This is a genomic window from Streptomyces sp. NPDC051913 (genome assembly GCF_044593635.1).
In the GTDB taxonomy this organism is placed as follows: Bacteria; Actinomycetota; Actinomycetes; order Streptomycetales; family Streptomycetaceae; genus Streptomyces.
On the sequence record NZ_JBIUCI010000008.1, the window covers coordinates 364,564 to 391,364 of the forward strand.

Sequence of the window (26,801 nt, forward strand, 5' to 3'; positions counted from 1 at the left end):
ACCACCCGGCCCGAAGTACAGGCCGTCATCGCCGAGTTACTGGACGCCGCCGGTGCTCGGGCAAGGGCTTCGATGATCGGTATCCTGCGCTGCTTCGCGGTCATCGAGTGCCTGATCGCCACCCACTCGCTGTATGCGCAGCCACCCCTCCGCAGCCACGACGTGATGCGACTGGCGGCGGACATGCGCAGGGAGGCCGACGGGTCCCGTCGCGGAAACGACGGCCGCCGCGCCCCGGCATCACAGCTTGAGGGTCATGCCGAGGCGGTGGGCGCCGGGGCCGAAGTGGTCGGGGTGTGGTCCCTCGGGATCAGGGACGAAACCGAGGGACTCGTACAGCGCTCGGGCCGGTTCGTTGGTGGGCTCCACCCAGAGCCGGACGATGCTCGCCCCGTCGGAGCGCAGGGTTTCCAGCGCCTGCGTCATCAGGGTGCGGGCCAGTCCCTTCCTGCGTCTCGTGGGCGCGACGCCCAGGCTGAAGATCCAGCTTTCCCCTCTGTAGGGCGGTGTCGCGAGTACGTAGGCACACAGGTGGCCGTCGTCGTCATCGATGACCAGCAGATGGTCCGCGTACATGTCCAGCAACTGGCGCAGGGTGGAATTCCGCATCGGATCGTCGGGAAAGGCGGCACCGTCCAGGCGCAGAAGGTCGGGCATGTCCTGCCCGTTGGCCTCGCGAGGTTGGCCGGGCGGAAGCGAAGGTGCTGGCATCGCACCAGAATTGCCTGGCGCTCCCGCCGGTTCAAGTGCCTGGATCAGGCACGGCGCGTCGCGTCCGGCCGTGCGTTCATCGCACCCCTCTTTCGCCGACAGTGTTGGTACCGTGAGGCATGCCTTTCGGATCATCAGATGGACAGGCACAGTTGAACGGGGACGCGCCGTGGGACGACTTCGACTCCGCGAAGTACGTGGAGAAGAACTACATCGAAGTGCTCTCCGTCGACGAGGAGATCATGTCGATCGTCCGCGAACACTTCAGTGATCATTTCCGGGGGCGGCCCAATCTGCCGGTCCACGGTATCGACGTGGGGGCAGGAGCCAATCTCTACCCGGCTTTTCTGATGCTGCCCTGGTGCGACCGCATCACCTTGCTGGACCGGTCGAAGACCAACCGCGCCTACCTGCGTGGGCAGATCGACGAGCACGACGGCAGCTGGGAGAAGTTCTGGCAGAAGCTGTGCCCGGACGAGGCCTACGCCGGCTTTCCCGACGGCCCCTGGCCCCGGCTGCGCGAGGTCGCACAGGTCAAGGAAGGCGACATTCTTCGGCCGCTCGATCTGCCGGACAACTGGCAGACCGGCACCATGTTCTTCGTGGCGGAATCGATCTCCACCGACACGAAGGACTTCCACCGCGCCGTCCAGCACTTTCTGGAGGCACTCGCTCCGGGCGCACCCTTCGCCGCCGCCTTCATGGAGCACAGCGCCGGATACCAAGTAGGCGATCTCTGGTTTCCCGCCAGCAACGTGGACCGGACGGAAATCGAGGCCAGCATCAGGCGTTTCACCGATTCCGTGCGGATCCATGAGATCGGCGAGCAGGGCGAGGTGCGCACCGGTTACGACTACATAATTCTCGCTTGCGGTTTCCGCTGAGCGGGTAGCTTTCGATGACCGTCGTGGGGAGACAGGGACGGCAAGGGGGCGCCGGATGCGGATCAGGCCACGGCAGCATCTGCTCGACATATGGCAGGCGCTGGCCAGGCATTCCTTCCCCGAAGGCGTGTGGGTCTGGGACGACACGGACGGGCGCAGCAGTGTCGCGGACGCCGAACGGCTGCTGTGCCTGCTCTATCCCGCCACCGAGATCCCGGCGTTCCGGCTGGACCACCCCGACACCACGCAGCTCGACGTGGCGAAGGCGCTCAAAGCCTGGGGGGACACCACGGACATCCCCCTGCGGCTCATCGATGTGCTCGGCGAGTTCATGGACCGCAATCGCTCCGGGCACAGTCCCGGCTTCGCCGGGGGCCACTACTTCGTCCCGGTCGACCCGGCCGACGAACTCGCCCCGGAACAACGGGACATCGACGTGGTCGACTCCTACTCCATGTCCGTCAGCCTGTGTCTGGCCGTGCTGGAGTTCCTCAAGGGTTGCCGGAGCACGACCCGCCGGCAATCCACCCTCGACCGCATCGACCGGCTCCACAGCGACACCAGCCTGCGGCTGACCGCCGCGCTCGTGGGCCTGCTGCGGTCCTTCACCGTGCACGTGATCGACATCGCGTCTCCGCAGGGGCAGGTCCTCGCCGGTCTCCTCGACCAGGACGGCCTCTCCGACCGTCAGGTCGTCGAGCGCTTCCAGCGCCGGTTCGGGACCCTGCGCGCGACCATCACGGAAAGCCCCGGCCTCGACCTGCCCGCCGAGGTCCGTGACGAACTCACCAACCCCAACCGCCTGTTCGAGTGCGGCTGGGCGTGGAGCGTCGTGCGGGACGCTCCGGAGGTCCCCCTCAAGGGCCCCGCCCACGAGACGGTTCCGCAGCCGTCCGGGGTCGCCCGTCCTCTGCCCAACCTGCACTTCACGGTCGTAGCGCTGGACGGCATCGTCGACCTGTTGTCCGAACGCACCCTCACCCGGGGTCTGCTCGACGCGGAGCAGCACAAGCTGGCCAACGCGCTGCGGCTGCGCTGGGAAATCACCCACCAGTACTGGTCGGCCCTGGCCCGCCTCGGTGAAGACCACTGGCCGCTCGCGAAGATCCCGTGGCGTACCACGTCCCAGCAAGCGGACTCGGCGTACTTCTCCCTGTCCGTCGTCTCCGTCCTGGTGCACGACATGATGCGCCGGCGTACCACCGGCCACGACCTCAGCAACCTCATCAAGGTCATGGAACGCCTCAACGAGCACGGGCGCTTCACGGGTGCCGCCACGAGCGACGGCCAGGAGAGCGGCCCGCACAGCCCAGGGGTCACCCTGCCGCTGCCGGGCAGCGAGGCGCTGGGGCCTGCCATGGCCTGGGTGATGGGCGACTTTCCCACCCAATTGCTCAAGCGCGCGGTCCAGTTGTGCTCGCTGGCGCAGAAGACCTCCGAGGAGGAGAAGCTGCTGCGTCTCGCGGAGGAGACCCTCGATCACGTGTGGAGCCACCGTATCGAGGACGGTGCGGGCATCGGCCTGTGGAGCGCCCTTCCGGTGACCGGTCTGCACACGCCGCTCCCGGCCGGGAGCCCTTCGTGGAGCATCACGGAACGTGTCGCCGAGTGCATGGTCGCCGCGCACCTCCTGTACATCCAGCCGCCGAGCCACAGCCGCGACCTGTCCGGACAGGCCCAGGAGGCGATCAGTGAGGCCGCCCATCTGCTCGGCAGGGAGCAGGAGATGTACCCGGCCCCGAGCCGGGCCACCGACCAGGAGAAGTGGATGAAGCGCCTGGAAGCCGACCTGGAGCGGGCGCACCGGCTGGTGGGCGAGCAGGCGGGAACCGCTCTCGCGCTCGCCCTTGACGTCCTGGCCCGGCTGGACACCCTCGCCCGGGCCCGCGGCACCGACGGGAAGGGGTGACGTGCTCGTCTTCGCAGCCTCGGACAAGGGCGGCACCGGCAGGTCCGTCACCAGCGCCAACCTCGCCTACCAGTGCGCTCTGGAGGGCTCCGACGTCTGCTTCCTGGACTTCGATTTCGGATCCCCCACCGCCGCCACCGTCTTCGATCTGCCCGACGTCCACCGCGAGGCCGAGACGGCGGGACTGCACGCGTATCTGCAAGGCGTCGTCGGCGAACCCCTGCGCGTCGATGTCTGGGCACGCACGGAACACTCCGACCTGCGCGCCCGGCCCAATGGCTCCGGCCGCCTCGTCCTCCTGCCGGGCGACCGCTACGGCGGTGAGTTCGTCACCGACCAGGAGCATGTGCACCGGTGCGTCGACCTCATCCTGCGGCTCAGACGCGAGTTCGACATGCTCATCGTGGACCTGAGCGCCGGACGCAGCTACGCCGTCGACCTGGTCCTCCAAGCCACCTCACCCGGACTCGGACTCGACCGACTCCCCCACCGGTGGCTGGTCTTCCATCGCTGGACACGGCAGCACGTCGCCGCGGCGGCCGAACTCGCCTTCGGCCCACGCGGCATCCTCAGCACCGGCGAGGACATGGGCCACGACCGCGACGCACTGCGCGGTGCCATCCGCTTCGTACGGGCGGCCGTACCCGATCCGGACTCGCCCCTGTGGTCCCAGGTGGGACCGGCGAGGTACGCGTGGATGACCCAGTGCGACAGCACCCTGGAGAAGCTCGCCTCCGACCGGGGGCTGGGCCGCACCGTCATGGTCGCCAAGATCCCGCTGGAACCGGTCCTCCAGTGGCAGGAGCGGCTCATCACCGACCAGGACGTGCACGACCGCCAGATCGCCGACCCGCAGACCTGGCGGGCCCTGGGCGACCTCGCCCAGCGGCTGACCGACGACGGATTCTGGGGGGAGCGGTGAACCGTCCCGTCCCGATCTTCCGCGAATCCAGCGCCGAACCACGCACCGAGTCCCTGCCGTTCTCCCATCTCTCCCTGGAGATCGGCCACTTGTACATGGAGGACATCGTCGAGGGACCCGAGCGGCTACGGCGCCACTTCGCCACGGTTCGACCGTGGGTGGACGCCGTCCGGTCCGGGCTGGGCACGTCCCTCACCGGCACCCGTCCGCGCGTCAGCACCTGCTTCCTCATCGACGACTACTTCTCCCGGCTCGCCCCTCCCGACGAACTCCTGCCGTCGTTGGTCCAAGAGGCCGCCCGCGCCGGACTGGCCGTCGACTACCTGGCCCGCGAATCCGCCTGCGCCACCGCTCCAGGTGCCGACGGCAAGCTCATCCACCCCGCCGAGTCCGTAGCGGCCAGGCTGGTGGAGTCCCCGCCGCCGGGCAGCAGCGGCTTCCGGCCGCCCGTCAGCCGCACCGGCTGGCTCAGCAACGGAAAACGCGCCCCCGCACAGCGCACCTCCGCCGCCCTGGACCCCACCACAGCGGTCTGGCACCCGCCCGCGGAGACCGGCGCACGCGGCCACTCCGTCTTCATGGACATCGAGCTGTGGAACGAGACGGAAGGTCAACGCACCTGGTCCTGCGCCTTCCTGGCCGCGGTGTGGCAACTGGTCCGGCTGGGACTTCTCCGCGACGACGGCCGCGCGGTACTCAAGCCGGTTGCCTGGCACGACCCCGACTTCCCCGAGGAATGGGACGCACTGCCCGCCGTATTGCAGCTCGATCCCCAGGCCGCGCCCTTCACCGCGTACGCCACCTGCAGTGTGCTGCCCGGCCGGTTCCTGCCCGTCGAGCACGCCGTACGCGTCATCCTCGACCAGGTCCACGTCGAGGAGGGACCGCTCCGGCAAGTCGCGCAGCGCTCCGCGGACGAGCGCTTCGACGTGCCCGCGGGCATCGCGGACCGTGTCTCCTACGTGTTCCCGCCCGGACTGTGACATGACGAGCGCCCGCACGGACACCGGTTCCGTCCTCGCCTGCGGTGAGGTCCGCACCTGCCTGCTGCCCACCCGCGACCCGCTGGACGAGCCCACGGCCGTACGACTGCTGCGACTGCGCCCCGGCGACCGCGTCAGGGTCTCGCGGCACCCCAACCGTCACGTGGCCTCCCCGGAAGTCCTGACCGGCGTCGACTGCCCCCTGCCCTCCGACACGGGGACACGGGTCCGCGCGGTGGGCACCGTGCTCACGCGCGCGATGCTCGTGGAAGGCCGGGTGCTCCAGTCCTCCGCGTTCTTCTCCCTGGCCGACACCGGCACCGACCGACGCCAGCCCTGGGGCCACTACCTGGTCCGGCCCGGGCTGCTCGTACCCGTGGGGCGACCTGCCGGACAGGCGGTCGCCCGTGGCTTCCTCCTCGGACACCGTCCAGGACAACTGGACATCGGATCCATCGCCGAGGCCCTCACCGCGCGGATCTCTCGTCAGCACCGGGTCCTCGACCACGATCCGCCCCTCACCACCCTCGACACCCGGCTGCGCTGGACCGCCGCGCGAACGCTCCCCGATGACCCGCCCACCGTGCTCTTCACCAAGTACCAGGACGGCCTGCGGGTCGTGGAGCTGCGCCTGCCGCCCGACACCACACCGGGTGCCGCGGCCGGTCTCTGCGAGGACCTGGCGCTGCACGACTGGCTGCTGACCACCGTCGCCGACACACTCGACGGACTGCGGACCGGTGCCACGGACGACCGGTCCGGCCCCGGGGTCCTGGGACCCCTCGTCGACCACCTGCTCCACCTGTGGATGCCCCGGGCCCGCATCGACAGCGCTCTGCACCCGATATGGGAACAGTTGGACAAGACACCGGGCTACGGAAGGCAGTGGCGGACACTCACCCAGCGCATTCGAGACCGACTGGCACTGCTTTCACTTCGCTCGCTCCAGGAGGTGCCGGCGCCGAGCCGACGGGGCAACATCCTGTGAGCATCTGACGGGGGGAGACGTACATGCAAGGCGATCCGGGCACACCACAACCGGCCACCCACGGGGTGCATGTCTCGCCCCTGATACTCAAGATCCTCATCACCATCGTCGTGAGCACCGGCGCGTACGTGCTCACCAACCTGGTGAAGCAGTCGGGCGACGAACTGTGGAAGATCGCGGTAGCCGTCGTCATCGGCGGCTCCACGCTCATCGTCCAGTACATGGTGGACTTCGAGCAGCGCCTCGCCACCGTCGAGACGGGCCACGTCGAGCGCAGCCGCCGGACGGACGAGCACTTCGACCACCTCAGTGACGCCGCCGCTCTGCTGAGCGACCTGGACGAGGCGGGCATGAGCACCAGCGACGCCAAGCGGCTGATCACAAGTCTGAGGCGGGTCGGTCAACAGGGCCCGGAGATAGTCAAGGCGTTCGCCCGGTCGGAAGTCGAGAGTCTCGCCTCCGTCGTCACCGACCTGACCGGCAAGAGCGCGCACTGGCCGCGGGACAACAACGAATGGCTCATCCGCCTGACGCAGTGCGCCCAACGGACGATCGACGCCACCAGCAGCTCCGTCGACCAGCCCTTCTGGGGCACGGACACGGCAGGGCCGTACCTGGACGCACAGACCGAGGCCATGGCGGTCCGGCAGGTCACCATCCGCCGCCTCTTCATGATCAAGGAGACCGAGGCGGAGGACCCCATGGTCATGGCCCGCTTCACCGAGCTGTGCCAGGCCCAGCTCGACGTCGGCATCACGGTGCGCTATCTCGTCCTGCCGCCCACTCCGGAAACGAATCCGCACCCGAGGCCGGCCGCGCGGGACGTCGTCATCTTCGACACCGACCTGTACCTGGAGTTCGAACCCGACCAGCTCGGAGTCAACATCAAGACCACGCTCGACGCGCATCACGAACGAGTCAACCGCCAGGTCAGATGGTTCAACGCCCTCTGGTCGCGGGCCCAGGAGATCGTGCCCGACCCCGACCCCGATCCCCACCCCGATCCGGTGCCCTGACCGGGGTCAGCGACATTGATGGCCGTTACATGGACCCGCCGGTCGACCCTCCCCGCGCCGGTGAGAAGATCATGCCGTGGAGACAGGAAGAACTCCTTCGGCGCCGGACGCGCCGAAGCGTCATGCCGTCCACCGGCGGCCCCGACCAGCCGGAGAATCCTCCGTGTCCACGGAAGGGGAATCAACCGTGTCCGTGTTCCAGCGCATCCTCGTCGCCGTCGACCCCGACCCCGCCCGGCTCTCCGCCATACGCCTGGCGGGGGACCTGGCGAAGCTGACCGACGCCGAGGTGCGAGTCCTGCACGTCATCGCCTCCGCCGCTTCCCTCGCCACGGTCGTCGCCCTTGAGGACGATGCCGAGGGCAAGGCCGTCGTCGACGAGGCGCTGGCGATCCTCGCCGAGAAGGGCGTCCGGGCGGAGGGCAGCCTCATGCGCGGGCTGACCACGCAGGTTGCCGAGTCCATCACCGAGTCCGCCGAGTCCTTCGGCGCCGATCTGATCATCCTGACCCCGCATCACCGGGGCTCCGTCGAGGCGTTGTTCAACCCCCGGGTGAGCGACGCCGTCGCGCACCGCACCGGCGCGGCAGTGCTGCTCGCCCCTGAGGACCCTGCCGAGGCCTGATCGCCGGCGTGGACAGGTCCACGTGACGTGGCCGTAGCGGCGGTGTACGCGCCGCTACGGCCCGCTGTGCGGAGGTTGCTGGTTCCTCAGTGCGTCATGGGAGGGTCCATTTCTGGTTGGGGCCGGTGTGGCAGGTCCACAGATGGACCGGGGTGCCGTCGTTCCAGGTGCCGCCGGAAGCGTCGAGGCACTTGCCGGACTGCGGATTGCGGACCGTCCCGTCCGACTGCGGCGCCCACCGCTGCGCTCCCGTGCCGTTGCACGTCCACAACTGGATCTTCGTCCCGTCGGCACTGGCACCACCGGACACGTCCAGGCACTTGCCGAGCGCGCGCACCGTACCGTCCGCGGCAACCGTCCAACTCTGGGCACCGCTGCCGTTGCACGTCCACAACTGCACCTGCGTACCGTCCGCCGTCCCGGCATTCGCCACGTCGAGACACTTGCCGTTGACTCCCCTCACCGGGCCCGAGACGGGACCGGGAGGGGTGGCGTTCTCCGCGTCGATCCGGATGTTGCGGAAGGCGACCTCGTCGCCGTCGCCGTGGTTCTGGATGCCGATGTAGCCCTGTTGGAGGCTACGGGCGGGGTCGGTGTTGGTGAAGTCGTTGATCTTGGTTCCGTTGAGGAAGATCTCCAGTCGTTCGCCGGTGACACGGAGTTCATACGTGTTCCACTCCCCGGGCGGATTCAGTGAGGCGTCGCGTGCCGCGAGGTCGGCGGACTGGAATCCGTACACGGCGCCGGTGGTCCGGTCGGCCGCGTCGGTGGCGTCGATCTGGATCTCGTACCCGTTGTTCACCGCGGACCAGGGGTCGTCGGAGGCGGGGAAGCCCAGGAAGACACCGGAGTTGTCGTCGCCGGCGGCTTTCCAGTCGAGCTTGAGGGAGTAGTCGCCGGTGAACTCCTCGGCCGCGTACCAGAGCATGCCCAGGCCGCCGTGGGAGGTGAGGCTGCCGTCGGCGGTGAGGGTGAAGCCGCCGGGCCCCGCCTGCCGCCAGCCGTTGGTGGAGGTGCCGTCGAACAGTGAGGTGTAGCCGTTCTCCGGGCGGCAGTCCGCATGAGTCATACCCGCGGCCCAGCGGATGCCGCCCAGGAGGTGTCGTCGGAAGGCGGGGTCGCTGTACGACTCCTCGGTGTGACCGCCTCCGGTGTAGAACGCCCGGCCCCCTCGGTAGTCCTTGCACCATGCGATCGGATGGTCGCCGGACATGTTCCCGCCGGTGTAGCTGGACTCGTCGAGGGAGGCGAGCACGTGTGCGGTGGTGCGGGGGTTGGTGCGGTAGTTGTACCACTCGTCGGTGCGCTGCCAGGTGGTGCCGAGGTGCGCGGTGGCGTCGTGGGCACGGTCCTCGACCTTGACGGTGGCCGGCTGAATGGCGGGGTGTGAGTGGAACAGGGCGCCGGCCAGGCCCTCGTAGAAGGGCCAGTCGTACTCCGTGTCGGCGGCGGCGTGAATGCCGACGTATCCGCCACCGGCGTTGACGTACTGCTCGAAGGCGGTCTGCTGGGCGTCGCCGAGGACGTCTCCGGTCGTGGAGAGGAAGACGACCGCCTTGTACCGGCCGAGGTTGGCGGAGGTGAAGACCTGGGGGTCCTCCGTGGCGTCCACGGTGAAGTTGTTGGCCGCGCCGAGGGCTTGCAGTGCTGAGACGCCCTCGTCGATGGATGAGTGCCGGAAGCCCGCGGTGCGGGAGAACACGAGGATCTTGTACGCCGGGTCGGCCGCCGCGGCGGTCGTGGCGAGGGGGGCCGGTTCCGCCTGGCGGGTCGTGCCGGCGGGCGTGCCCGTCGGTTCGGGTACGGCGGTGGCTTGCGGGGTCAGGCAGAGCAGGAGGCCGGTGAACAGGCCGATGGTCGCTGTGAGTCGCGTACGCATGTCAGGTCGCCTCCTTTCTAGGGAAGGGTCCATTTCTGGTTGGGGCCGGTGTGGCAGGTCCACAGATGGACCGGGGTGCCGTCGTTCCAGGTACCGCCGGAAGCGTCGAGGCACTTGCCGGACTGCGGATTACGCACCGTCCCGTCCGACTGCGGCGCCCACCGCTGCGCTCCCGTGCCGTTGCACGTCCACAACTGGATCTTCGTCCCGTCGGCACTGGCACCACCGGACACGTCCAGGCACTTGCCGAGCGCGCGCACCGTACCGTCCGCGGCAACCGTCCAACTCTGGGCACCGCTGCCGTTGCACGTCCACAACTGCACCTGCGTACCGTCCGCCGTCCCGGCATTCGCCACGTCGAGACACTTGCCGTTGACTCCCCTCACCGGGCCGGTGCGCGTTCCTGCGCCGGAGGTGGTGAAGGAGAACTCGTCGACGTCGAACAGGGCGCCGCTGCCGCCCTTGAAGACGAGGTACAGCTGGGTGGTGCCGCTGGGCTGGTCGGCCAGAGCGGTGGTCACGTCCTGGAAGGTCTCCCAGCCGCCGGTGACGGGTACGGTCGTTGTTCCGAGGAGGGTTCCGGTCGGTGATCCGGCGCGGATCTCAAGGGTGCCGCCCGCGCCCGCCGAGGAGACTCGGGCGGTGAAGCCGGTGGTGTTGGCGAGGGCGTACGGCGTGAAGGAGATCCAGTCGCCGTTCTCGATGTTGCCGACGGTCTTGCCGCCGTGGGCGGCGGCGTGGGTGATGACGTCCACGCCGGAGGAGTTGCCGTAGTGCTCGGCCTGCCGGTGGGAGGGCTGGGTGACGTGCTGGTCGTGTGCGGTCAGCGCGGGCTGGCCGCCTGCGCCCTTGTCGGTGTACTCGGCGTCGATGACGCCGAAGATGTTCGCGTTGGGGTCGTGTTCGCCGTCGGCCAGGGTCTGGAGTGTTCCGGTGCATCCGGTCGCCGAGGTCTGCGGGTGGCCGTGGCTGTCGTGTCCGACGATGAACGACACCTTCACCTTGGCGCAGTCGATGGTGCCGTCCTCAGGATCGGTCACCGTGACCTTGAACGGGATCGCCGCCCCGAAGTCGTAGACGGAGCCGTTCGCGGGCAGGTCGAGCCGTACGGTGGGTGCGGTGTTGCCGACCGTGAGCTGCACGGAGGCGGTCGCGGTCTTTCCGGTCGGATCCGTGACCTTGAGCGTGGCTGTGTACTGGCCGTTGGCGGTGTAGGTGTGGGAGGGGTTGGCGGCCGTGGAGGTGGCGCCGTCCCCGAAGGTCCAGGCGTAGGTGAGAGCACCGCCGTCCGGATCCGCGCTGCCGGACGAGGAGAAGGCGACCGTCAGGGGGGCCACGCCGGAGGTGGTGTCGGCTTTGGCCTGGGCGGTCGGCGCGAGTCCGTCGGTGGCGTACTCGATGCGGTACAGGGCGGAGTTCTCGTCGCCGTTGAAGTAGCCGGTGCCGTAGTCCAGGACGTACAGGGCGCCGTCCGGTCCGAAGGCCATGTCCATCACCTGGGTGCCGGTCCAGGGGACGGGGTTGATGGACTGCACGGTGCCGTCGGTCCCCGCCTCGATGCGCTTGATCCAGCGGCGTCCGAACTCGCCCGCGAAGAAGTCGCCGTCGTACTCCTGCGGGAACTTGACCTCGGAGGTCGATGCGGCGTCGTAACGGTAGACGGGGCCGCCCATCGGTGACTCCGAGCCGCCGCCGAACTCCGGTACGGAGTCACCGTTGTAGGGGATCCAGGCCGGCTGTGCGGCGGGCAGGTCCGTGAGACCGGTGTTGCGGGGTGAGGTGTTCCTGGGCGCCGAGCAGGTGAACGTGGCTCCTGAGGTGTTGGTGGCGAAGTCGTAGTCGACGTAGGCGTCGTTGCGGCCCGTGCAGTACGGCCAGCCGTAGTTGCCGGCCTTGGTGATGCGGTTGAACTCGACCTGGCCCTCGGGGCCTCGCCCGGCCGAGGAGGTGCCGGAGTCAGGGCCGTAGTCACCGAGGTAGACGATGCCGGTGGCCCTGTCGACGCTCATGCGGAAGGGGTTGCGGAATCCCATCGCGTAGATCTCGGGGCGGGTCTTGGCGGTGCCGGGCGCGAAGAGGTTGCCGCTCGGGATCGTGTACGTGCCGTCTGCGTTGACCTTGATGCGCAGCACCTTTCCGCGCAGGTCGTTGGTGTTGCCCGCGGAACGCTGGGCGTCGTAGGCGGGGTTGCGGGAGGCCCGCTCGTCGATGGGGGTGAAACCGTCCGAGGCGAACGGGTTGCTGTCGTCGCCCGTCGACAGGTAGAGGTTGCCGGCCGCGTCGAAGTCGATGTCCCCGCCGACGTGGCAGCAGATGCCGCGGGAGGCGGGAACGTCGAGGATCTTCTTCTCGCTGGTCAGGTCGAGGGTGTTGTCGGCCTTCAGCACGAACCGGGAGAGCCGGTTGACGCCGTCGAACGGCGTGAAGTCGGAGGCGGCTCCGTCGGACGGGGCGTCTCCGCCGGGCGTGCTCGACTGGGGTGCGTAGTAGAGGTAGACGAAGCGGTTGGACGTGAAGCCCGGGTCGGCCGCGATGCCTTGCAGGCCTTCCTCGTCGTGGCTGTACACGGTGAGCTTGCCGGCCACGGCGGTGTTGCCGTTCGCGTCGGTCCGCCGGACGGTGCCGTCGCGCGAGGTGTGCAGTACCGACCGGTCCGGCAGGACCGTCAACGTCATGGGCTCGCCCGTCTCGGCCACGCCTTTGGCGAGCGTGACCTGCTGGAACGCCGGGGCCGCCGCGCTCGCGCCGGCCGGCCGATCCGGCGGTGCGGCGCTCGCGGTGCCCGGGGCGAGGAAGCCGACGGCACACACCACCGTCAGCGCCAACGTGCGGACGAACCTGGGTCTGAGCAGTCTTGTGCGCACAGAGTCTCCCGAGGGGTGGGGGTGACAGCGGGACACGATCGGTCCCGTCGAGGGGAGAACAGGCGCGCGCCGTCGCGCCGTTGAACCGGTCACCTGTGAATGACCGGTTCATTTCAAGGAAGTTAGCGGCCTTCGTGCGGACGCGTAACCCCTTTCGCGCCTGATCTCTCGACTTTTTCCATGACTAGGACAAAGTCTCGATGTCGGGGGCGCTCGGCGGACACAAAGCCAACAGTGACGCCCGATCGTGCGTGCGCTGCCGCGGCACCTGGCGGACGTCGGCTTCGCCCGGCTGTTGCGCGACTACCACGACGCCTGTCGGGACTTTGCACCTCCGCCCGGGGCGACCTGGTCCACGGGTGCCGCGGCCCCGGGCGGCGGCGAGGTCATCTGCCACGGGGACTTCGGCCCCTGGAACGTCGTCTGGCGGGGCGACCGGCCCGTGGGCCTCATCGACTGGGACTTCGCCCGTCCGGCGCCGCCCATGGAAGACATCGCCTACGCATGGGAATACGTCGCCCCGTTCCGCGCCGACGCCGAGTGTCTGCGCTGGTTGCACCACCCGACGCCGCCCGACCGCCGTACGCGGCTGGAGGACTTCTGCGACGCCTACGGCCTTGTCTCGACCACGGGCGTCGTCGACGCCGTGATCGCCAGACAGCGGCAAACCCTCGACCACGTACGCCAGTTGGCCGAGCGGGGCCACGATCCCCAGGCCGGCTGGGTCGCCGACGGCCTCCTGACCGAACTCGCCGACAGGATCGACTGGAGCACATCGCACCGGCACCTGGTCGAACGCCGCGAGGCAGGGCGCTGAGTCGGCGCCACCCGACGCGCCGGACGAGCAGACACCGCCACCCCGAAACGATCATCGGACCGGCCGGCAGTGACCAGCCGGGGATTCACTCGTTTGAACGGGTGCAACACAGCGTGTCTCCCTCAGGAAGGCCTGCCCCATCATGCGTTTTGGCTCACTTCGACAGCGCGCCGGGCGTCTCGACACGCCCCTCTCGGAAGCCGAAAACGCTCTCGTCCATCAGTACGCCGATCTGGTGCGTCTCGCGTACATCACGCTTCCCGCGTCGCTGAGCGGACACCGGAAGGTGACCGTGTCCCATGGGGTGGTGCAGCGCGCGTTGCCCAGCGCCCGCCTGGCACGGACACGCTCCGTACCCTCGCCCCGCCGCTCCGAGGAGGATCACGCCCGTCCCGAACACGCCTACCTCGCAACGGTGCTGGGCCGCGTCCTCGCCTACGACCGGCGACCCGCGCTGTGGCCGGCTCGGCTCGGCGCGCCACGCGCGCTGATGCCGCGTCTTCCGATCGTGCTGGGGCTCAGGCTGTTTCCGCGGCCGGGCGGAGCGGAAGCGCTGTCCCTGACGCGCGCCCTGGCCGGTCTGTCCGCCGAGACCCGGGCCGCGTTCGTGCTGTGCTCGGTCTACGGCCTGCCGGACGACACTGTTGTCGAGGTGCTCGAAGCGGCCGGGGCGAAGGACGCGCGCGGCGCTGTGCGGGGCTGCCACGCCTTCAAGGCGGACGAAGTCGGCGCGGCGCGGACCCTGGCCCTCTCGGAGGAGTTCGACGCCTGCGTCCTCCAGGCGACTCCCACCGACCTGCTGCGGCGCAGGCACCGGACCCGGTTGACCCTCGTGGCCTGTCTGGCCGGTCTGCTGACCGGCGCGATGCTGCTGACACAGCTCGCCCCCGCCCCGGTACCCACCACTGCGCTGCCCGCAGCCGCTTCCGGCCTGCGGGCGGCAGATCTCACCCGCGCTCCGGCCGACCAGTGGGACAACACCGCGCGCATCGACTTCACCGCCTGGCCGCCCCGCGGCTCGCGGACGGAGGACGAACAACTCCTGAACCGCGCGCTGTCCACGTGGTCAAACCCCGGGCCCGGCACCCGCGTCGTCACCACCGCCGCCACCTCCTCGGCCCCGCCCCTGTCCGCACCCCAACTGCTCTACGCCGGCGAAGTCGACGCACACGCCGTGGTCCTGCTGCACGACGGACAGCGCCTGGCCCGCTACCAGGAGGACCTGCGCTCACCGGACCGCACCCGGCTCGACGTGGCCCGGGTCGACGACGCGGACGTGACGACCGCGGCGGCCGTCAACCTCAGCTCCGGGAGCGGCGGTGCCCGCTATCTGATCGCTCCCTGGGTGGCCGAGGTGCAGTCCCGGGACCTGCTGCGCCCCGATGTCCTCGCACGGGCGCTGGACACGACCGAGGACGGCGTGACCGAGCCGGTCCCGCTCACCGCCGGGAGCGGGACCGGGTGCCACAGCCGACCGGTACTGCAACTGCGTTCCTCGGCACAGATCGCCGAGCGGCACGCCTTCCTGCTCGCCGGTCTGGGCGACCTGTCTCCGGTGCACCTCACCTACACGCCGCTGCCGGGCCACGGCACGCCACCGCCTCGCCAACCGAGGGAGGCCACCGGATCCGCCGCCCTGGTGGCCTGGTCCCATCAGGCGTGCACCCTCTCCGGCCTGCGTGACAAGGACACCCGGGCGGTCAACGCATGGGAGTTCGCCGAACAGGAGCTTCCCGACGGCGCCGACCGGGCCGTGTGGACGTGCATGCGTGAGGCGTCCTGGCGCGGTCCCGGCGATGTCACGGTGACCTTGCGGGTGGCCGGGGACGGGGCAAAGGCACCGGCCCGTCCCGTGTCGCGCGTCCGGTCGACCGCGCTCTGCAGCCGCTTCGGCCAGCACATCGCGGCCGGCACGGTGTGGCGATCCCCCCGGGGCAACTGGTACGCGCTGGCGGCCGGGAGCCGCGCGGTCACGAGCCTCACGGTCAGCGGGGACGTCACGGCGACGACGTCCGCCCGTACCCTGGCTGTCCCTACGCCCAGAAAACCGCGGTTCAAGGTGAGCGCGCGGCTGGCCACCGGGGACCGGATGGACGGAGTCATGGGCGTGAGCTGAGCAGTTCGCCGGCTCACCGACGCGCGGGGCCTGCCCGGCGGTCCACGTCGGCGGATCGCGCCGCTGTGCCGAGGGCCATGATGCCGACTGAGTTGAATCGATTGTGCGTCGATGTCACGCGGCGCAGGCGACGGGGTCGTCCTCGCGCAGACGGGAGGCGAGGCGGCGCAGGCCGCGGCGGGCGTGGCTCTTGACGGTGCCCAGGGGCCAGCCGGTGAGTTCGGCGATCTGGGTCTGGGTCAGGTCGTCGTAGAAGGCCAGGTTGAGCACCCGGCGCTGCGGTGCCGGAAGCTGCGACATCTCGTCCGCCAGCAGGACGTGGTCGATGGCGGCCTCCGGCCGCACGGCCTCGTCGGTGGCCCTCAGCATCAGCTCGGCGCCCGCGGCGGCGACCAGTTCGGTGCGGCGGGTGCGGGCCGCCAGCGCGTCGGCGACCTTGCGCCGGGTGATGCCCGTGAGCCAGCCGGGCAGGGTCCCGCGGTCCGGGTTGTATCCCGCCCGGCCGCGCCACGCTGCGAGGAAGACCAGCTGGGTGACGTCCTCGGCTTCCCTGGCGTCCCCCAGCGCACGCCGGGCGAGGGTGTGCACGAGGGAGCCCCACCGTTGGTACACGGTGGCCAGACAGGCCTCGTCCCCCCTGAGGAATGCGTCCACCAGCGCACTGTCGTCGATGTCCGCGCCGGGTCGCTGTGCGGTCGTCATGGCTGCTCCTCCGCCGGGCCTCGCGGTCGCCGAGAGCGACTGCTTCTCCTCCACAGTGCGCAATCAATGCAAGATGGACCACTCGCATCGTCTCTGCATCGAATCCACCTCTCGGTGCGGATCACGGCCCGTTCGTGCATCCGTCAAGCACCCGAAGGAAGAACAGATCAGGGCGGGGAGGGCGAATGCGAGACCGAACGGGAGGCCTTTGTGATCGGAGTCGAGCGTGTCGTGCGCCCGCGGCATCCGGGCGCATACGCCCGCTCCGCCCTGTACGTCGGGACCTTTCCATGGACGTGAGCGAACCGGCGGCAGCGATCCCCGCGGAGGCCGGAGTGACGACCGGTTCCCTCGCCAGACGTCTGGGCGTGTCGCCCACCACGCTGCGCTCCTGGGACCGCAGATACGGCCTCGGCCCGGCAGCCCGGCCTCAGGGACGCCATCGCAGGTGGACGCCGGAAGACGTCGCCATGGTCCTGGAGATGTGCCGGCTCACCGCTGTCGGCATTCCGCCGGGGGAAGCCGCGCGGGCCGCCAAGAACCTCGCCCAGCGACGCCCCGCACGCCAGACACCCGCCGCGCTCCCCCTTGCCACGGACGACGAACCTGGCTCCCCGTACGCCTCACGCTCAGGCAGCGGCCTGCCGCTCGGCTCGGTGCGACCTGAGTGCAAGGGTCTCGCGCGCGCCGCTGTACGGCTGGACGCCGCAGCGGTACAGGAGCAGCTCACGACGTCCGTGCGCACCCACGGGCTGGTCGTCGCGTGGGAGGAGATCCTGGCGCCGGCCCTCCAGGCCGTCGGACGCAAGTGGCAGTCGGCCGGCGAACGCTACGTCGAGGTCGAGCACCTCCTGTCGTGGCACATCTCAGCGACGATCCGGCACGTCTACGTGGACGCCGCGGCCACCCGGGCGTCGTCCTCCTCGGCCCCCGTGATCCTCGCGTGCGTGCCCGGAGAACAGCACACGCTGCCGCTGGAGGCACTGAACGCCGCGCTCGCCGAGCGGCAGGTCGCCACCCTCATGCTGGGCGGCGCGGTCCCGGCGGAGGCACTGCTGGCCGCGGTGCACCGTGTCGGGCCGAGTGCGGTCGTCCTGTGGTCGCAGTCCTCGGCTACGGCCGCCAAGGAGCTGGCCCAGCACATCGCCTCCACCCACTGGGGCGTCCGCGGCGCCCGCACCCGCACCCGAGTCCTGCTCACGGGTCCCGGCTGGGGCCGCACACCACGCCCCGGACAGCTGCGTCCGCACGGCCTGCACGAGGCGCTGGTCATGCTCGACGCGCTGGAGAGCAGGCCGGGCGCGGCACGGGCCTCGGACGACGCTCCCTGAGGACGGGCAAGACCTAGAGCTCTGCGTTCGGCGGGCTATCCGCACCGCGGGACGGTCAGGACCGCAGCAGACTCACGGCACCGGACGCCACCACATGCCCAGCCGCACTCACGGCGAAACGGGCCCGGCTCTGTTCGAACGTCACGTCCACCACGGCACCCCGGCCCGGGACCGGCGACCTGACGTCCGCACGCAAGCCCACCACCGCACGGGCCGTCATCCCGCAGGAGAGCAGGACCGCCTGCCGCCCCGCCTCCAGGACGGCCGCAGTGGTCAGCCTGCTGGGCCGGCCGGGCAGCAGCACCGGGTGGGCGGGGTCGCGCGGGGCGATCACCAGGCGGCCCTGGGGACCACGGGCCAGCAGCACGTCCGGGTCGGCCGCCGCGCCTACCGCCGCCGCGGCCGGGTGCAGCAGCCCGGGTCCGGGCGGCACCACGCCGGCCGGCTCCCGCCCCTCCCCCAGGGGCGACGCACAACGCATCACGCAGGTCGCGAACACCCGCCCGGCATACAGGTACTCCGCCGTGACGCGGAAGGAGGCGGCTGTGCCGGGCCGTGCCACGACGTCAGTCAAGGTCAGGCGCACCGCCACGTCCGTGGCGCTGCCGCTCTCCATCGGTACCAGGTGCGGAAGCAGACCCAGGCCGACCGACAACACCTCGCAGTCGGCGGGCGAGGCCGTGGGGAGGTGACGCCGCTGCACGGCCACCGCGAGCTGCCGGGTGGACTCGACGACGATCAGCGGATGATGCGCCACCGTGGTGCCGCGTTCGTTCAGGGGATGCGTGCGCGGCCACTGGCATCGGCCCTCGAAATAGCGGTCCCCCAGCCGGTGCAGGGAAAGCACCAGCAGGGACGCCATCGTCTCCAGGCCCAGGGCGTGCCAGGTGAGGGCCGCGTCCACATCTCGCGCAGGCGTGTCGCCTGACGGGCGGGACAGTGCGCCGAAGGGCTGCGGGGTCAGGACCGCCCCGTGGACTGCGCTGTTCATGCAGCACATTCGGGTCGTACTCGGCTGCCGGATGCAGAGGTCAGGCAAGCCGAGCAAGCCCTCTCAGCACCGCGCTGCGGCCGCCGTCCGGAACCGTCCACAGGGTCTGGCCTCTGACGCCCCACCGTTCGAGTAGCGCGTTGGCCGCGAGGAATCCGCTGGTGGCCGCGCGCTCCATGAGTGCGACCGGCAGTTCCGTGCGGACCAGGTCACCGGCGACGACGAGGCCGGGATCACTGGTGCGTACGGTCGGCCGGTCGCCGTAGCCGCCCACCGGGAACAGCGGGCAGTCGGCGCGCCACTCGTGCCGGGCGTCGACCACCGCGGCCGTGCGGGACTCCGGATACACCCGGTGCAGCTGCTCCACCAGACGCTTCTGTTCGACGTCCCGGACCGCGCCTTCGGGCAGGGCGTAGGCGTGCAGTTCCACCACGGAGCCCCCGGTGCGCGAGGCCCAGCGCGCCGCCTCGCCCTCCCAACGGTCCAGGACGCTGACGTTGTCGAGGCTGCCGTAGCCGCTGGTGCCGAGGAAGCCGGGCCGGTCCGCGGCGACCGGGCGGTCCAGCCACAGCCGGGACACCAGGAAGGGCGGCGCGGTGCGGAGCCCGGCGATCCGCTCGCGCCACGCCGCGTCGGCCAGCCCCGGCGAGCGCGCCACGAGCGCGCGCAGTCCTGCCGCGTCCAGGGCCAGGACCACCGTGTCGTGATGGTGTTCGTCCGGTCCTGCGGCGACGACGAAGCCACCGTCCGGCCGGGATTCCACCGAGTCCACGGGAGTGGCGGTGCGCAGGTCGACACCGTGACCGGCGAGGTAGCCGGCGAGGGGGTCCCACAGAGCCGTGGGGAACGGTTCGTCCGGCACGTCGAACAGGAGGCCTTCGGCCGAGCCGAGGAAATAGATGTGGAACATCAACACCATCTCCGCCGCGGACAGTTCGCGCGGATCGGCGAAGAAGCTCCTGGAGAACACCTCGAACGCCAGATGGTGCGCGGCCTGCGGGAAGCGGATCGAGTGCAGGAAGTCGTGGGCGCTGATGTCGTCCAGCCGGGTGTAGACGCCGGGGACGCGGACGTCCAGGAGGGGCAGCGCGGCCCGGGGGCTCATGCGGGCCAGATCGCCCAGGCCGAAGGTGGGGCTCAGGGCGACGAAGCCCAGAGCACTCCAGGGCGGGGTGCGCGGGACGTGCCGGAAGCTGTCCTCGATCCCGTCGGCATGCCGCAGTGGGTAGTCGGGCAGGCCACGCAGGCGCTCCAGTCCGGGATCGGTACGGCGCAGCAGTCCGCGCAGGTTGTAGTACTGACGGAAGAAGGCGTGGAAGCCGCGGCTCATGGTCACGCGGCTGCCGTCCGCCAGGACCGTCGGCCAGCCCGCGAGCCGGCCGCCCAGGGTGCGCCCGCGTTCGTAGAGCGTGACCCGAACACCCCGCTCGGCCAGGGCCGTTGCGGCCGCCAGCCCTGCGATGCCGCCGCCCACGACCGCCGTCGACACAGTGCGGTCGCTGCTCACACGCTTCGTGCCGGGCACGGGCGGCACGGTCCGCGCACGCCGGTCCCGGCCGCGCCGGACCGCCGGCTGCCGTCGCCGCGCGCTCATCGGACGGCCTCCGCGTCGACGGCGGGACGGCGGGCGACGACCGTGTGGGTGATGCCGGTCTGCCACCCCGGCAGGGGCAGCACCCGGACGTCGGTGAAGCGGGCGTCGCGCATCCGGTCGGCGAAGTCTCCCGCCGTGTCGAACTGCACGACGCTGCGCCACAGATGGCGGTACAGGTCACCGTCGCCGAGCAAGGTCGCCACCGGCAGGACCAGACCCCGGCACACCCCGGTCCACACCGCGCGGTCGACGGCCCGGCCGCTGAGGGTGTACTCGTGCACCGCAAGTCGGCCACCGACGGCGAGGACGTCGTGGACCGAGGCCAACACCGCGTCGGGATCGGCGACGTTGCGGAAGAGGTAGGCGGCGAAGACGGCGTCGAACGGTCCCCGCACGCCCGCCTGCGCCAACCGTTCCGCGGGGGACTGAACGAATGTCACGCCCGGCGGCCACCGCTTGGCGGCGGCACGCTCCAGCATGCCCGCGGAGGCGTCCACCGCGACGATCTCCGCGTCGGGCAGCACCTGCGTGAGCGCCGCCGTCGAGGCGCCGGTACCGCAGCCGAGGTCCAGCACCCGCAGGCCGCCGCCGTGGCGCGGCAGTCGCAGGCGTCGCACGGAACGGCGCAGATGGGCGTGGTAGCCGGGGTTCGCGGCCACCAGCATGTCGTAGCTGCGCGACGCGTGGTCGAACGCGGCGGCCAGGTCCTCGTCGCGCAGCACGCTCATGCCGTCTCCTGCGTAGGGGTGCACAGAACTCCTTCGTGCCGTCATCACGGTCAGGGGGCAGGCCTGCGGGGAAGCCAGAAAAGTTCCGCGGCCGAGCGGAGCATCGGCAGCACCGGCGTGCGGCTGCCGAGGGCGAGGTCCTCGCCCAGCCGGGTCCGCCCGTCGAGGAACCGCAACAGCCGCTCCGCCGAGACGTGTGTGAAGAGGCGTGAGAAGAACGACGCTCCGTCCACCCGTCCGCTGTCCAGCGCCCTGAGCAGCACGGCGTCCATGGCGAGCGAGCGCGCCGAGTGCGCGGGCGGTGGCTCCGGACGGCGGCCCGCGTACAGGGCTTCGGCGATCGCTCGCGTCTGGCGCTGGACGGCGGAGAAGGTGTACCCGGTCGCCGGCCTGGTGGCACCTCCCGCGGCGCCGATGCGGAAGACCGAGGGCGCCGAGCGGCGTGCGAAGCGCGCGTCGGTCATCGGGATCACGCCGGTCTCGGTCGACAGGACCTCGAAGGACCCGAGGCGCAGCACGTCCTCCGTGTACCGGCGCAGCTCGGCCTCGTACGCCTGCCGCGACAGCACGGCACGCGAGAACCGCGTGTACTCCACCAAGGCCTCGTGCGGGCTGGTCGGCAGCACGTATCCGAAGGCGAGGCCCCGCGCCGGCTGAGGCATCCGGAAGTCCATGAACTCCACCGTCCCGGGATCGAACACGGGCCGCTCGGTCCGGACGAACCAGCCGTGGAAGTGCTGCAACAACGTGGTCCGGGCCGCGGGGAGACTCCCCAGCGGCCGGGAGTCGAAGACCCAGCGCGCACGGACCACGAGAGGGCGCCCCCGGTCGTCCCGGGCACGGATCTCGGCCCCGTCGGCACAGGGGTCCACCGTCTCCACGGCCGCTTCCAGCCAGCGGATGTCCCGGCTGTACGCGACTTCGCGCTCGACCAGGCGCTCGAAATCCGTGGAGCGGATCATCTTGTAGGAAAGCGGGGCGATGTCGTCCTCCAGCGGACGGCCCGCGGGTGTGTGCAGGCGCAGCCGCCGCCAGGTCGCGGTGACCGCGGCGTCGTAGGGTCCGGGACCGTTCTCCCAGAAGCACCATGTCCGTTCCGGCGGCCGCAGCGGACCCGGCGGGGCGTCCAGCAGGACGACCGTCACGCGCCGGGCACCGGGAGCCGGCCGGGCGAGGTGGTGTACGAGAGACAGTCCCGCGGCTCCCGCGCCCACGATGGCCACCTCGGCCTCCCACATGTCCCCTCTTCCCTCCCTGCGCGCACCGCCGGGGTCCCGAGCCCGGCGGTGCGGGCAACTGCCCGTCGGACTCCTTCCGTGCAAACCGTAGACACGGATGCAGGCAGCCCCGGGAAACCGAGGGACGACGCGCGGAGGGACGGGCGGGACGGCAGCACGGGGGCGAGCGGGGCCGGAGCTGCGGGCGGGGGTGACCTGGTGGGCAGGGCCTGGTGGCTGCTCCGCCGTGCGGTCGGCGGCCGGTCCGTCGAGCATGGACGAGACGGCGCCGGGCCCCACCTGGCATCACCTCAGCAGCGCCGTGCGGGCCTCGGTCGGCGTGGCGCCGCCCGGGTTCCAGGTGCGATCGCTGTGACGGATCAGGGATCGCGGCCGCGACGGCGCATCCGTGCGGGCCGCTCGTGAGGAAGGCCTTCGGTCAGGAAGCTACGCGAGCGACACGGGAGGAACCGGGATGCGCCCCACCGAGGCGAAGGATCACCCTGTGGCCGGGAGGCCGCCAGGCTCCCGTCCCGCCCCGGCCCGCTCTGCCCTGGACGGCAGGGACCCGCGCGCCGTCGACGCCGATGTGCCCGCCGCCGTGGGCCGCGTACTGAAGTCCGTGCTGGCGGAACGCACGGAGCGGGCCACCGCCGTGGACCCGGACTTCGGCCGTGATCTCGCCGAGCGCTTGGCGCGCTTCACCCTGGACGGGGGCAAGCGCATACGGTCGCAGTTCGCGTGGTGGGCGATGCGCGCCTGCGGCGGCGGAGCCGCCGAGTGCGAAGCGGCCCTGCATGTGGGTGCCGCACTGGAACTCATCCAGAGCTGCGCCCTGGTCCACGACGACGTGATGGACGGATCCCGGCTGCGGCGCGGACGGCTCGCCCTGCACGCGGACGTGGCCGCCCAGTACGCGGACACCGTTCCGGGCGCCGCGGGCTCGCGTTTCGGCGAGGCCGCGGCGATCCTCGCCGGGGACCTGGCCCTGGCCTGGGCGGACGACCTGGTCGCGGACATCGAGGCGCCCCGGCCGCGGGCTCGCGCCGTGCGCGACCTGTGGAGCGTCATGCGCACGGAGATGGTGGCCGGGCAGTATCTCGACCTCCGGGGGCAGGCCACCTCCTCACGGTCCATGCGGCGGGCCATCCGCGCCGCCTGCCTCAAGAGCGCCCTGTATTCGGTGGAACGTCCCCTGGCACTGGGCGCCGCCCTCGCCGGAGCGGATGCCGCACGCAGCCAGGCCCTGTGCTCGGCGGGCCGGTGCGTCGGGATCGCCTTCCAGCTCCGCGACGACCTCGGCGACGTCTTCGGCGACCCCCGGCGCACCGGCAAGCCCGTCGGCGGCGACATCCGGGCGGGCAAGCCGACCTACCTCGTGGCCGTGGCGCACGCCCGGGCCGAGGCGATCGGCGACCACCGGGGCCTCGCCGTGCTGCGCAGCTGCCTCGGCCGCGCCGACCTGCCCGACAGCCGCCTCGGCGAAGTCCGCGACGTACTGATCGACACGGGTGCGCGGGACATCGTCGAGGCGAAGATCGACCGGCTGGCGGGCCACGCGATGCGCCATCTGGAGTCCGCTCGGCTGGAGCCGGAGGGTCGTCTGCCGCTGCGTGACCTGCTCCTCGCGACGGCGGGTTCCTCCGCCTCTCCCCCGCCGCCCCCGGGCCACCCGAGCGCCGAGGACGGCCTTCCCGTCTCCCTGCTGCTGACCGCGGCCGTCGAAGGGGCCGCCCGATGAGCCTTCGAGGAGGCCGCTCGATGCCCAGAACCGTACCGGGACGCACCGATCACGTCGTGGTGGTCGGCGCCGGCCTCTCCGGCCTGTCCGCCGCCCTGCATCTGCTGGGCGCGGGCCGCCGGGTGACGCTCGTGGAGCGCGATCCGCTGCCCGGCGGCCGGGCCGGACGGCTAGACCACCACGGCTACCGGATCGACACCGGTCCCACGGTCCTGACCATGCCCGACCTGGCGGACGAGGCCTTCGCGGCGGTGGGCGACAGCCTGCGCGACCGGGTGGACCTCATCCCGCTGCACCCGGCCTACCGCGCGCTCTTCGCCGACGGCACCAGCCTCGACGTACACACCGACGCGCGCGCGATGGAGGCGGAGCTGGAGCGGTTCGCCGGCCCCCGGGAGGCCGCCGGGTACCGGCGGTTGCGCCGGTGGCTGGAGGATCTCTACCGGACCCAGATGCGGCACTTCATCGACGCCAACTTCGATTCGCCGTTCGCCCTGCTGACCCCCGATCTGGCCCGACTGGCCGCGCTCGGCGGGTTCGGCCGACTCGACGCCCGGATCGGCCGGTACCTGCGCGACGAGCGCGTGCGCCGGGTGTTCTCGTTCCAGTCGCTCTACGCCGGTGTCCCGCCGGAGCGGGCCCTGGCCGCGTACGCCGTGATCGCCTACATGGACACCGTCGCCGGCGTGTACTTCCCCCGCGGCGGCATGCACGCGCTGCCCCGGGCCATGGCGGACGCCGCCGCCGACGCGGGCGCGCAGCTGCGCTTCGGGGAGCGGGTGACCCGGCTGGAACGCAGCGGTGACCGCGTCACGGCCGTCGTCACCGACCAGGAGCGCATCGCCTGCGATGCCGTGGTCCTCACACCCGACCTGCCGCTCGCCTACCGCCTCCTCGGACACACACCCCGCCGCATCCTGCCGCTCAGGTACGCGCCCTCGGCCGTGGTCCTGCACGTCGGCACCGACCGGACGTGGCCCACCCTCGCCCACCACACCCTGTCCTTCGGGGCGAAGTGGCGGCGCACGTTCGACGAGCTGACCCGCACCGGGCAGCTGATGAGCGACCCGTCCCTGCTGATCACCCGCCCGACCGCCACGGACCCCTCCCTGGCCCCGCCCGGCCGCCATCTGCACTACATCCTCGCCCCCTGCCCCAACACCGCCATCGGCCCCTCCGCCACCGCCTGGGCCGAGCTCGCGCCGCGCTACCGCGACAGCGTGCTGCGAGAGCTGGAGCGGCGCGGATTCGAGGGCATCGCGGACGCCGTACAGGAGGAAACCCTCGTCACCCCCGCCGACTGGCAGAACCAGGGGCACGCGGCCGGCACCCCCTTCTCGGCGGCCCACACCTTCCCGCAGACCGGCCCGTTCCGGCCGCGCAACCTCGTACGCGGCACCGAGAACGCGGTGCTCGCCGGCTGCGGCACCACTCCGGGCGTCGGGGTGCCCACCGTGCTGCTCTCCGGCAAGCTCGCCGCGGCCCGGATCACCGGGGGCCATCAGGCCGCTCCACCCAGGCGCCGACGCCCCGCCCCACCGGCCTCGATCACGCCGGACCCGCCGGCCGCATCCAGCACCCGCGCCTCCTCGGCAACCTCGAAGGGAACTCCCGCATGACCGCCCGTGAACTCGACGCGGCGGGCATCACCGACCCGGCGCTGCGCCAGGCCTACGCCCACTGCCGTCGGCTCAACGCCCGGCACGGACGGACCTACTTCCTCGCCACCCGGCTGCTGCCCGTCGAACGCCGCCCCGCCGTGCACGCCCTGTACGGCTTCGCCCGCTGGGCCGACGACATCGTCGACTCCCTGGACGCCCGCGTCCCGCCCCACGCCCGCGCGACGGAACTGGCCCGCCTTCAGCGGCACCTGGAAAAGGGGCTGCGGGACGGCGCCGGCCTCGAACCGGTGGTGCTGGCTCTGGCCGACACCGCCCGACGCTACGACATCGACCACCGTCACTTCGGCGACTTCATGGCCGCCATGCGCAGCGACCTGGAAGTGACCGACTACCAGACCTACGACAGCCTGCGGGCGTACATGCACGGTTCCGCCGCGGTGATCGGACTCCAGATGCTTCCCGTCCTGGGCACGGTGGTCCCCCGGGACGAGGCCGCCCCCTACGCCGCCGCCCTGGGCGTCGCCTTCCAGCTGACCAACTTCCTGCGCGACGTGGGCGAGGACCTCGACCGTGGCCGTGTCTACCTCCCCGCCGACCTGCTGAGCGCCCACGGCGTCCATCGGGACCTGCTGTCCTGGAGCCGCGCGACCGGCAACCGCGACCCGCGCATCACGGAGGCGTTCAGGTCCTTCGAGGACCTCACACGCGGCGTCTACCGTGAGGCGGCCCCCGGGCTGGCGATGCTCGACCCGGTCGCGCGCCCCTGCATCCGCACGGCGTTCGTCCTGTACGGCGCGATTCTGGACGCCGTCGCCGAGGACGGGTACGCGGTCCTGCACCGCCGGTCCGTGGTGTCCCGGCGGCGGCGCGCCGCGGTGGCCCTCGACGGGGCGGTACGGCTGTCGGCGGCGAGGATCGCGGCACGCGGCCCCCGCCGGACCCCGCAGCCCGTGACCCCGCGGTCACCGGCCCCGGCTCCCCGCTCGTCCGACGCCGTGGACGGCCCGCTGCGCAAGGAGGCCGTGTGAGCACCGACCCCGTCGACGACCGCTCCGGTGACCGTTCGCGGCGGCGACCGGATCCTGCGGATCGACCGGCCCGCCCCCTCCGGCCCGTCCCTCCCGCTCCTGCCGCTCCTCCCCTCCGTCCCGTCCGGCGCGG

Annotated in this window: 21 protein-coding genes; 13 read left to right on the forward strand and 8 right to left on the reverse strand. The window is 71.3% G+C overall.

Annotated features, from left to right (window positions below; all coding sequences use genetic code 11):
* Positions 1 to 240: 240 nt before the first annotated feature.
* Positions 241 to 711, reverse strand: a complete 471-nt coding sequence (locus tag ACIHIX_RS25880; protein WP_399960017.1) for a GNAT family N-acetyltransferase — start codon at positions 709 to 711, stop codon at positions 241 to 243.
* A 119-nt stretch (positions 712 to 830) separates the two neighbouring features.
* Here ACIHIX_RS25880 and ACIHIX_RS25885 point away from each other — a divergent pair, with 119 nt between their 5' ends.
* The 7 genes from ACIHIX_RS25885 to ACIHIX_RS25915 all read left to right on the forward strand — a co-directional run bounded on the left by ACIHIX_RS25885 (position 831) and on the right by ACIHIX_RS25915 (position 8,038).
* Positions 831 to 1,595: an SCO2525 family SAM-dependent methyltransferase gene (locus ACIHIX_RS25885; protein WP_399960018.1), complete on the forward strand. Its 765-nt coding sequence runs from the start codon at positions 831 to 833 to the stop codon at positions 1,593 to 1,595.
* A 55-nt stretch (positions 1,596 to 1,650) separates the two neighbouring features.
* Complete coding sequence (locus tag ACIHIX_RS25890; protein WP_399960020.1) at positions 1,651 to 3,504, forward strand: SCO2524 family protein; 1,854 nt, start codon at positions 1,651 to 1,653, stop codon at positions 3,502 to 3,504.
* A gap of 1 nt (position 3,505) precedes the next feature.
* Entirely contained in the window at positions 3,506 to 4,426 is a 921-nt protein-coding gene (locus ACIHIX_RS25895) for an SCO2523 family variant P-loop protein (protein WP_399960022.1), read from the forward strand.
* On the forward strand, positions 4,423 to 5,409 hold the full coding sequence (locus ACIHIX_RS25900; protein ID WP_399960024.1) for an SCO2522 family protein: 987 nt from the start codon (positions 4,423 to 4,425) through the stop codon (positions 5,407 to 5,409). Before ACIHIX_RS25895 ends, ACIHIX_RS25900 begins: the two co-directional genes overlap by 4 nt.
* A 1-nt stretch (position 5,410) precedes the next feature.
* Positions 5,411 to 6,397 (forward strand): SCO2521 family protein, encoded by a 987-nt coding sequence (locus tag ACIHIX_RS25905; RefSeq protein ID WP_399960026.1) that lies wholly within the window; start codon positions 5,411 to 5,413, stop codon positions 6,395 to 6,397.
* A gap of 23 nt (positions 6,398 to 6,420) precedes the next feature.
* On the forward strand, positions 6,421 to 7,413 hold the full coding sequence (locus ACIHIX_RS25910; RefSeq protein ID WP_399960028.1) for a hypothetical protein: 993 nt from the start codon (positions 6,421 to 6,423) through the stop codon (positions 7,411 to 7,413).
* A gap of 187 nt (positions 7,414 to 7,600) precedes the next feature.
* Positions 7,601 to 8,038: a universal stress protein gene (locus ACIHIX_RS25915; RefSeq protein WP_399960030.1), complete on the forward strand. Its 438-nt coding sequence runs from the start codon at positions 7,601 to 7,603 to the stop codon at positions 8,036 to 8,038.
* Positions 8,039 to 8,132: 94 nt separating this feature from the next.
* Here ACIHIX_RS25915 and ACIHIX_RS25920 read toward each other — a convergent pair whose 3' ends face one another.
* A complete protein-coding gene (locus tag ACIHIX_RS25920) occupies positions 8,133 to 9,917 on the reverse strand; it encodes a ThuA domain-containing protein (RefSeq protein WP_399960032.1) in 1,785 nt (594 codons plus the stop codon).
* Between the two features lie 17 nt (positions 9,918 to 9,934).
* Positions 9,935 to 12,781, reverse strand: a complete 2,847-nt coding sequence (locus ACIHIX_RS25925) for a PQQ-dependent sugar dehydrogenase (protein ID WP_399960034.1) — start codon at positions 12,779 to 12,781, stop codon at positions 9,935 to 9,937.
* A 247-nt stretch (positions 12,782 to 13,028) separates the two neighbouring features.
* Between ACIHIX_RS25925 and ACIHIX_RS25930 the strand changes: the two genes are divergently transcribed.
* Positions 13,029 to 13,598 (forward strand): phosphotransferase, encoded by a 570-nt coding sequence (locus tag ACIHIX_RS25930; RefSeq protein WP_399960036.1) that lies wholly within the window; start codon positions 13,029 to 13,031, stop codon positions 13,596 to 13,598.
* 235 nt (positions 13,599 to 13,833) lie between these two features.
* Positions 13,834 to 15,714 (forward strand): hypothetical protein, encoded by a 1,881-nt coding sequence (locus tag ACIHIX_RS25935; protein WP_399960038.1) that lies wholly within the window; start codon positions 13,834 to 13,836, stop codon positions 15,712 to 15,714.
* 114 nt (positions 15,715 to 15,828) lie between these two features.
* On the opposite strand, the gene ACIHIX_RS25940 is transcribed toward ACIHIX_RS25935, so the two are convergent.
* A complete protein-coding gene (locus ACIHIX_RS25940) occupies positions 15,829 to 16,416 on the reverse strand; it encodes a sigma-70 family RNA polymerase sigma factor (protein WP_399960040.1) in 588 nt (195 codons plus the stop codon).
* Positions 16,417 to 16,706: 290 nt separating this feature from the next.
* Here ACIHIX_RS25940 and ACIHIX_RS25945 point away from each other — a divergent pair, with 290 nt between their 5' ends.
* Complete coding sequence (locus tag ACIHIX_RS25945; RefSeq protein ID WP_399960042.1) at positions 16,707 to 17,747, forward strand: MerR family transcriptional regulator; 1,041 nt, start codon at positions 16,707 to 16,709, stop codon at positions 17,745 to 17,747.
* A gap of 55 nt (positions 17,748 to 17,802) precedes the next feature.
* Here the strand turns inward: ACIHIX_RS25945 and ACIHIX_RS25950 are convergent, their stop codons facing one another.
* From ACIHIX_RS25950 to ACIHIX_RS25965, 4 genes are read right to left on the reverse strand one after another with little or no spacing between them, the layout of a single operon-like run.
* Positions 17,803 to 18,738: an AfsA-related hotdog domain-containing protein gene (locus ACIHIX_RS25950; protein WP_399960044.1), complete on the reverse strand. Its 936-nt coding sequence runs from the start codon at positions 18,736 to 18,738 to the stop codon at positions 17,803 to 17,805.
* A gap of 40 nt (positions 18,739 to 18,778) precedes the next feature.
* Positions 18,779 to 20,332 carry an FAD-dependent oxidoreductase gene (locus ACIHIX_RS25955; RefSeq protein WP_399960046.1) on the reverse strand — a complete coding sequence of 518 codons (1,554 nt, stop codon included), beginning with the start codon at positions 20,330 to 20,332 and terminating at the stop codon, positions 18,779 to 18,781.
* The gene (locus tag ACIHIX_RS25960; protein ID WP_399960048.1) at positions 20,329 to 21,060 is read right to left on the reverse strand and encodes a class I SAM-dependent methyltransferase; all 732 of its coding nucleotides are present in this window, start codon (positions 21,058 to 21,060) and stop codon (positions 20,329 to 20,331) included. Before ACIHIX_RS25960 ends, ACIHIX_RS25955 begins: the two co-directional genes overlap by 4 nt.
* A gap of 50 nt (positions 21,061 to 21,110) precedes the next feature.
* Entirely contained in the window at positions 21,111 to 22,298 is a 1,188-nt protein-coding gene (locus tag ACIHIX_RS25965; RefSeq protein WP_399960050.1) for a lycopene cyclase family protein, read from the reverse strand.
* A gap of 454 nt (positions 22,299 to 22,752) precedes the next feature.
* On the opposite strand from ACIHIX_RS25965, the gene ACIHIX_RS25970 reads away from it, so the two are divergent.
* Genes ACIHIX_RS25970 through ACIHIX_RS25980 form a run of 3 tightly spaced genes read left to right on the forward strand, consistent with a single transcriptional unit; the run spans position 22,753 to position 26,668 of the window.
* Entirely contained in the window at positions 22,753 to 24,018 is a 1,266-nt protein-coding gene (locus ACIHIX_RS25970) for a polyprenyl synthetase family protein (RefSeq protein ID WP_399960052.1), read from the forward strand.
* 20 nt (positions 24,019 to 24,038) lie between these two features.
* The gene (locus ACIHIX_RS25975) at positions 24,039 to 25,637 is read left to right on the forward strand and encodes a phytoene desaturase (protein WP_399960054.1); all 1,599 of its coding nucleotides are present in this window, start codon (positions 24,039 to 24,041) and stop codon (positions 25,635 to 25,637) included.
* A complete protein-coding gene (locus ACIHIX_RS25980) occupies positions 25,634 to 26,668 on the forward strand; it encodes a phytoene/squalene synthase family protein (protein WP_399960056.1) in 1,035 nt (344 codons plus the stop codon). The genes ACIHIX_RS25975 and ACIHIX_RS25980 overlap by 4 nt, the downstream gene beginning before the upstream one ends.
* Positions 26,669 to 26,801: the final 133 nt, after the last annotated feature.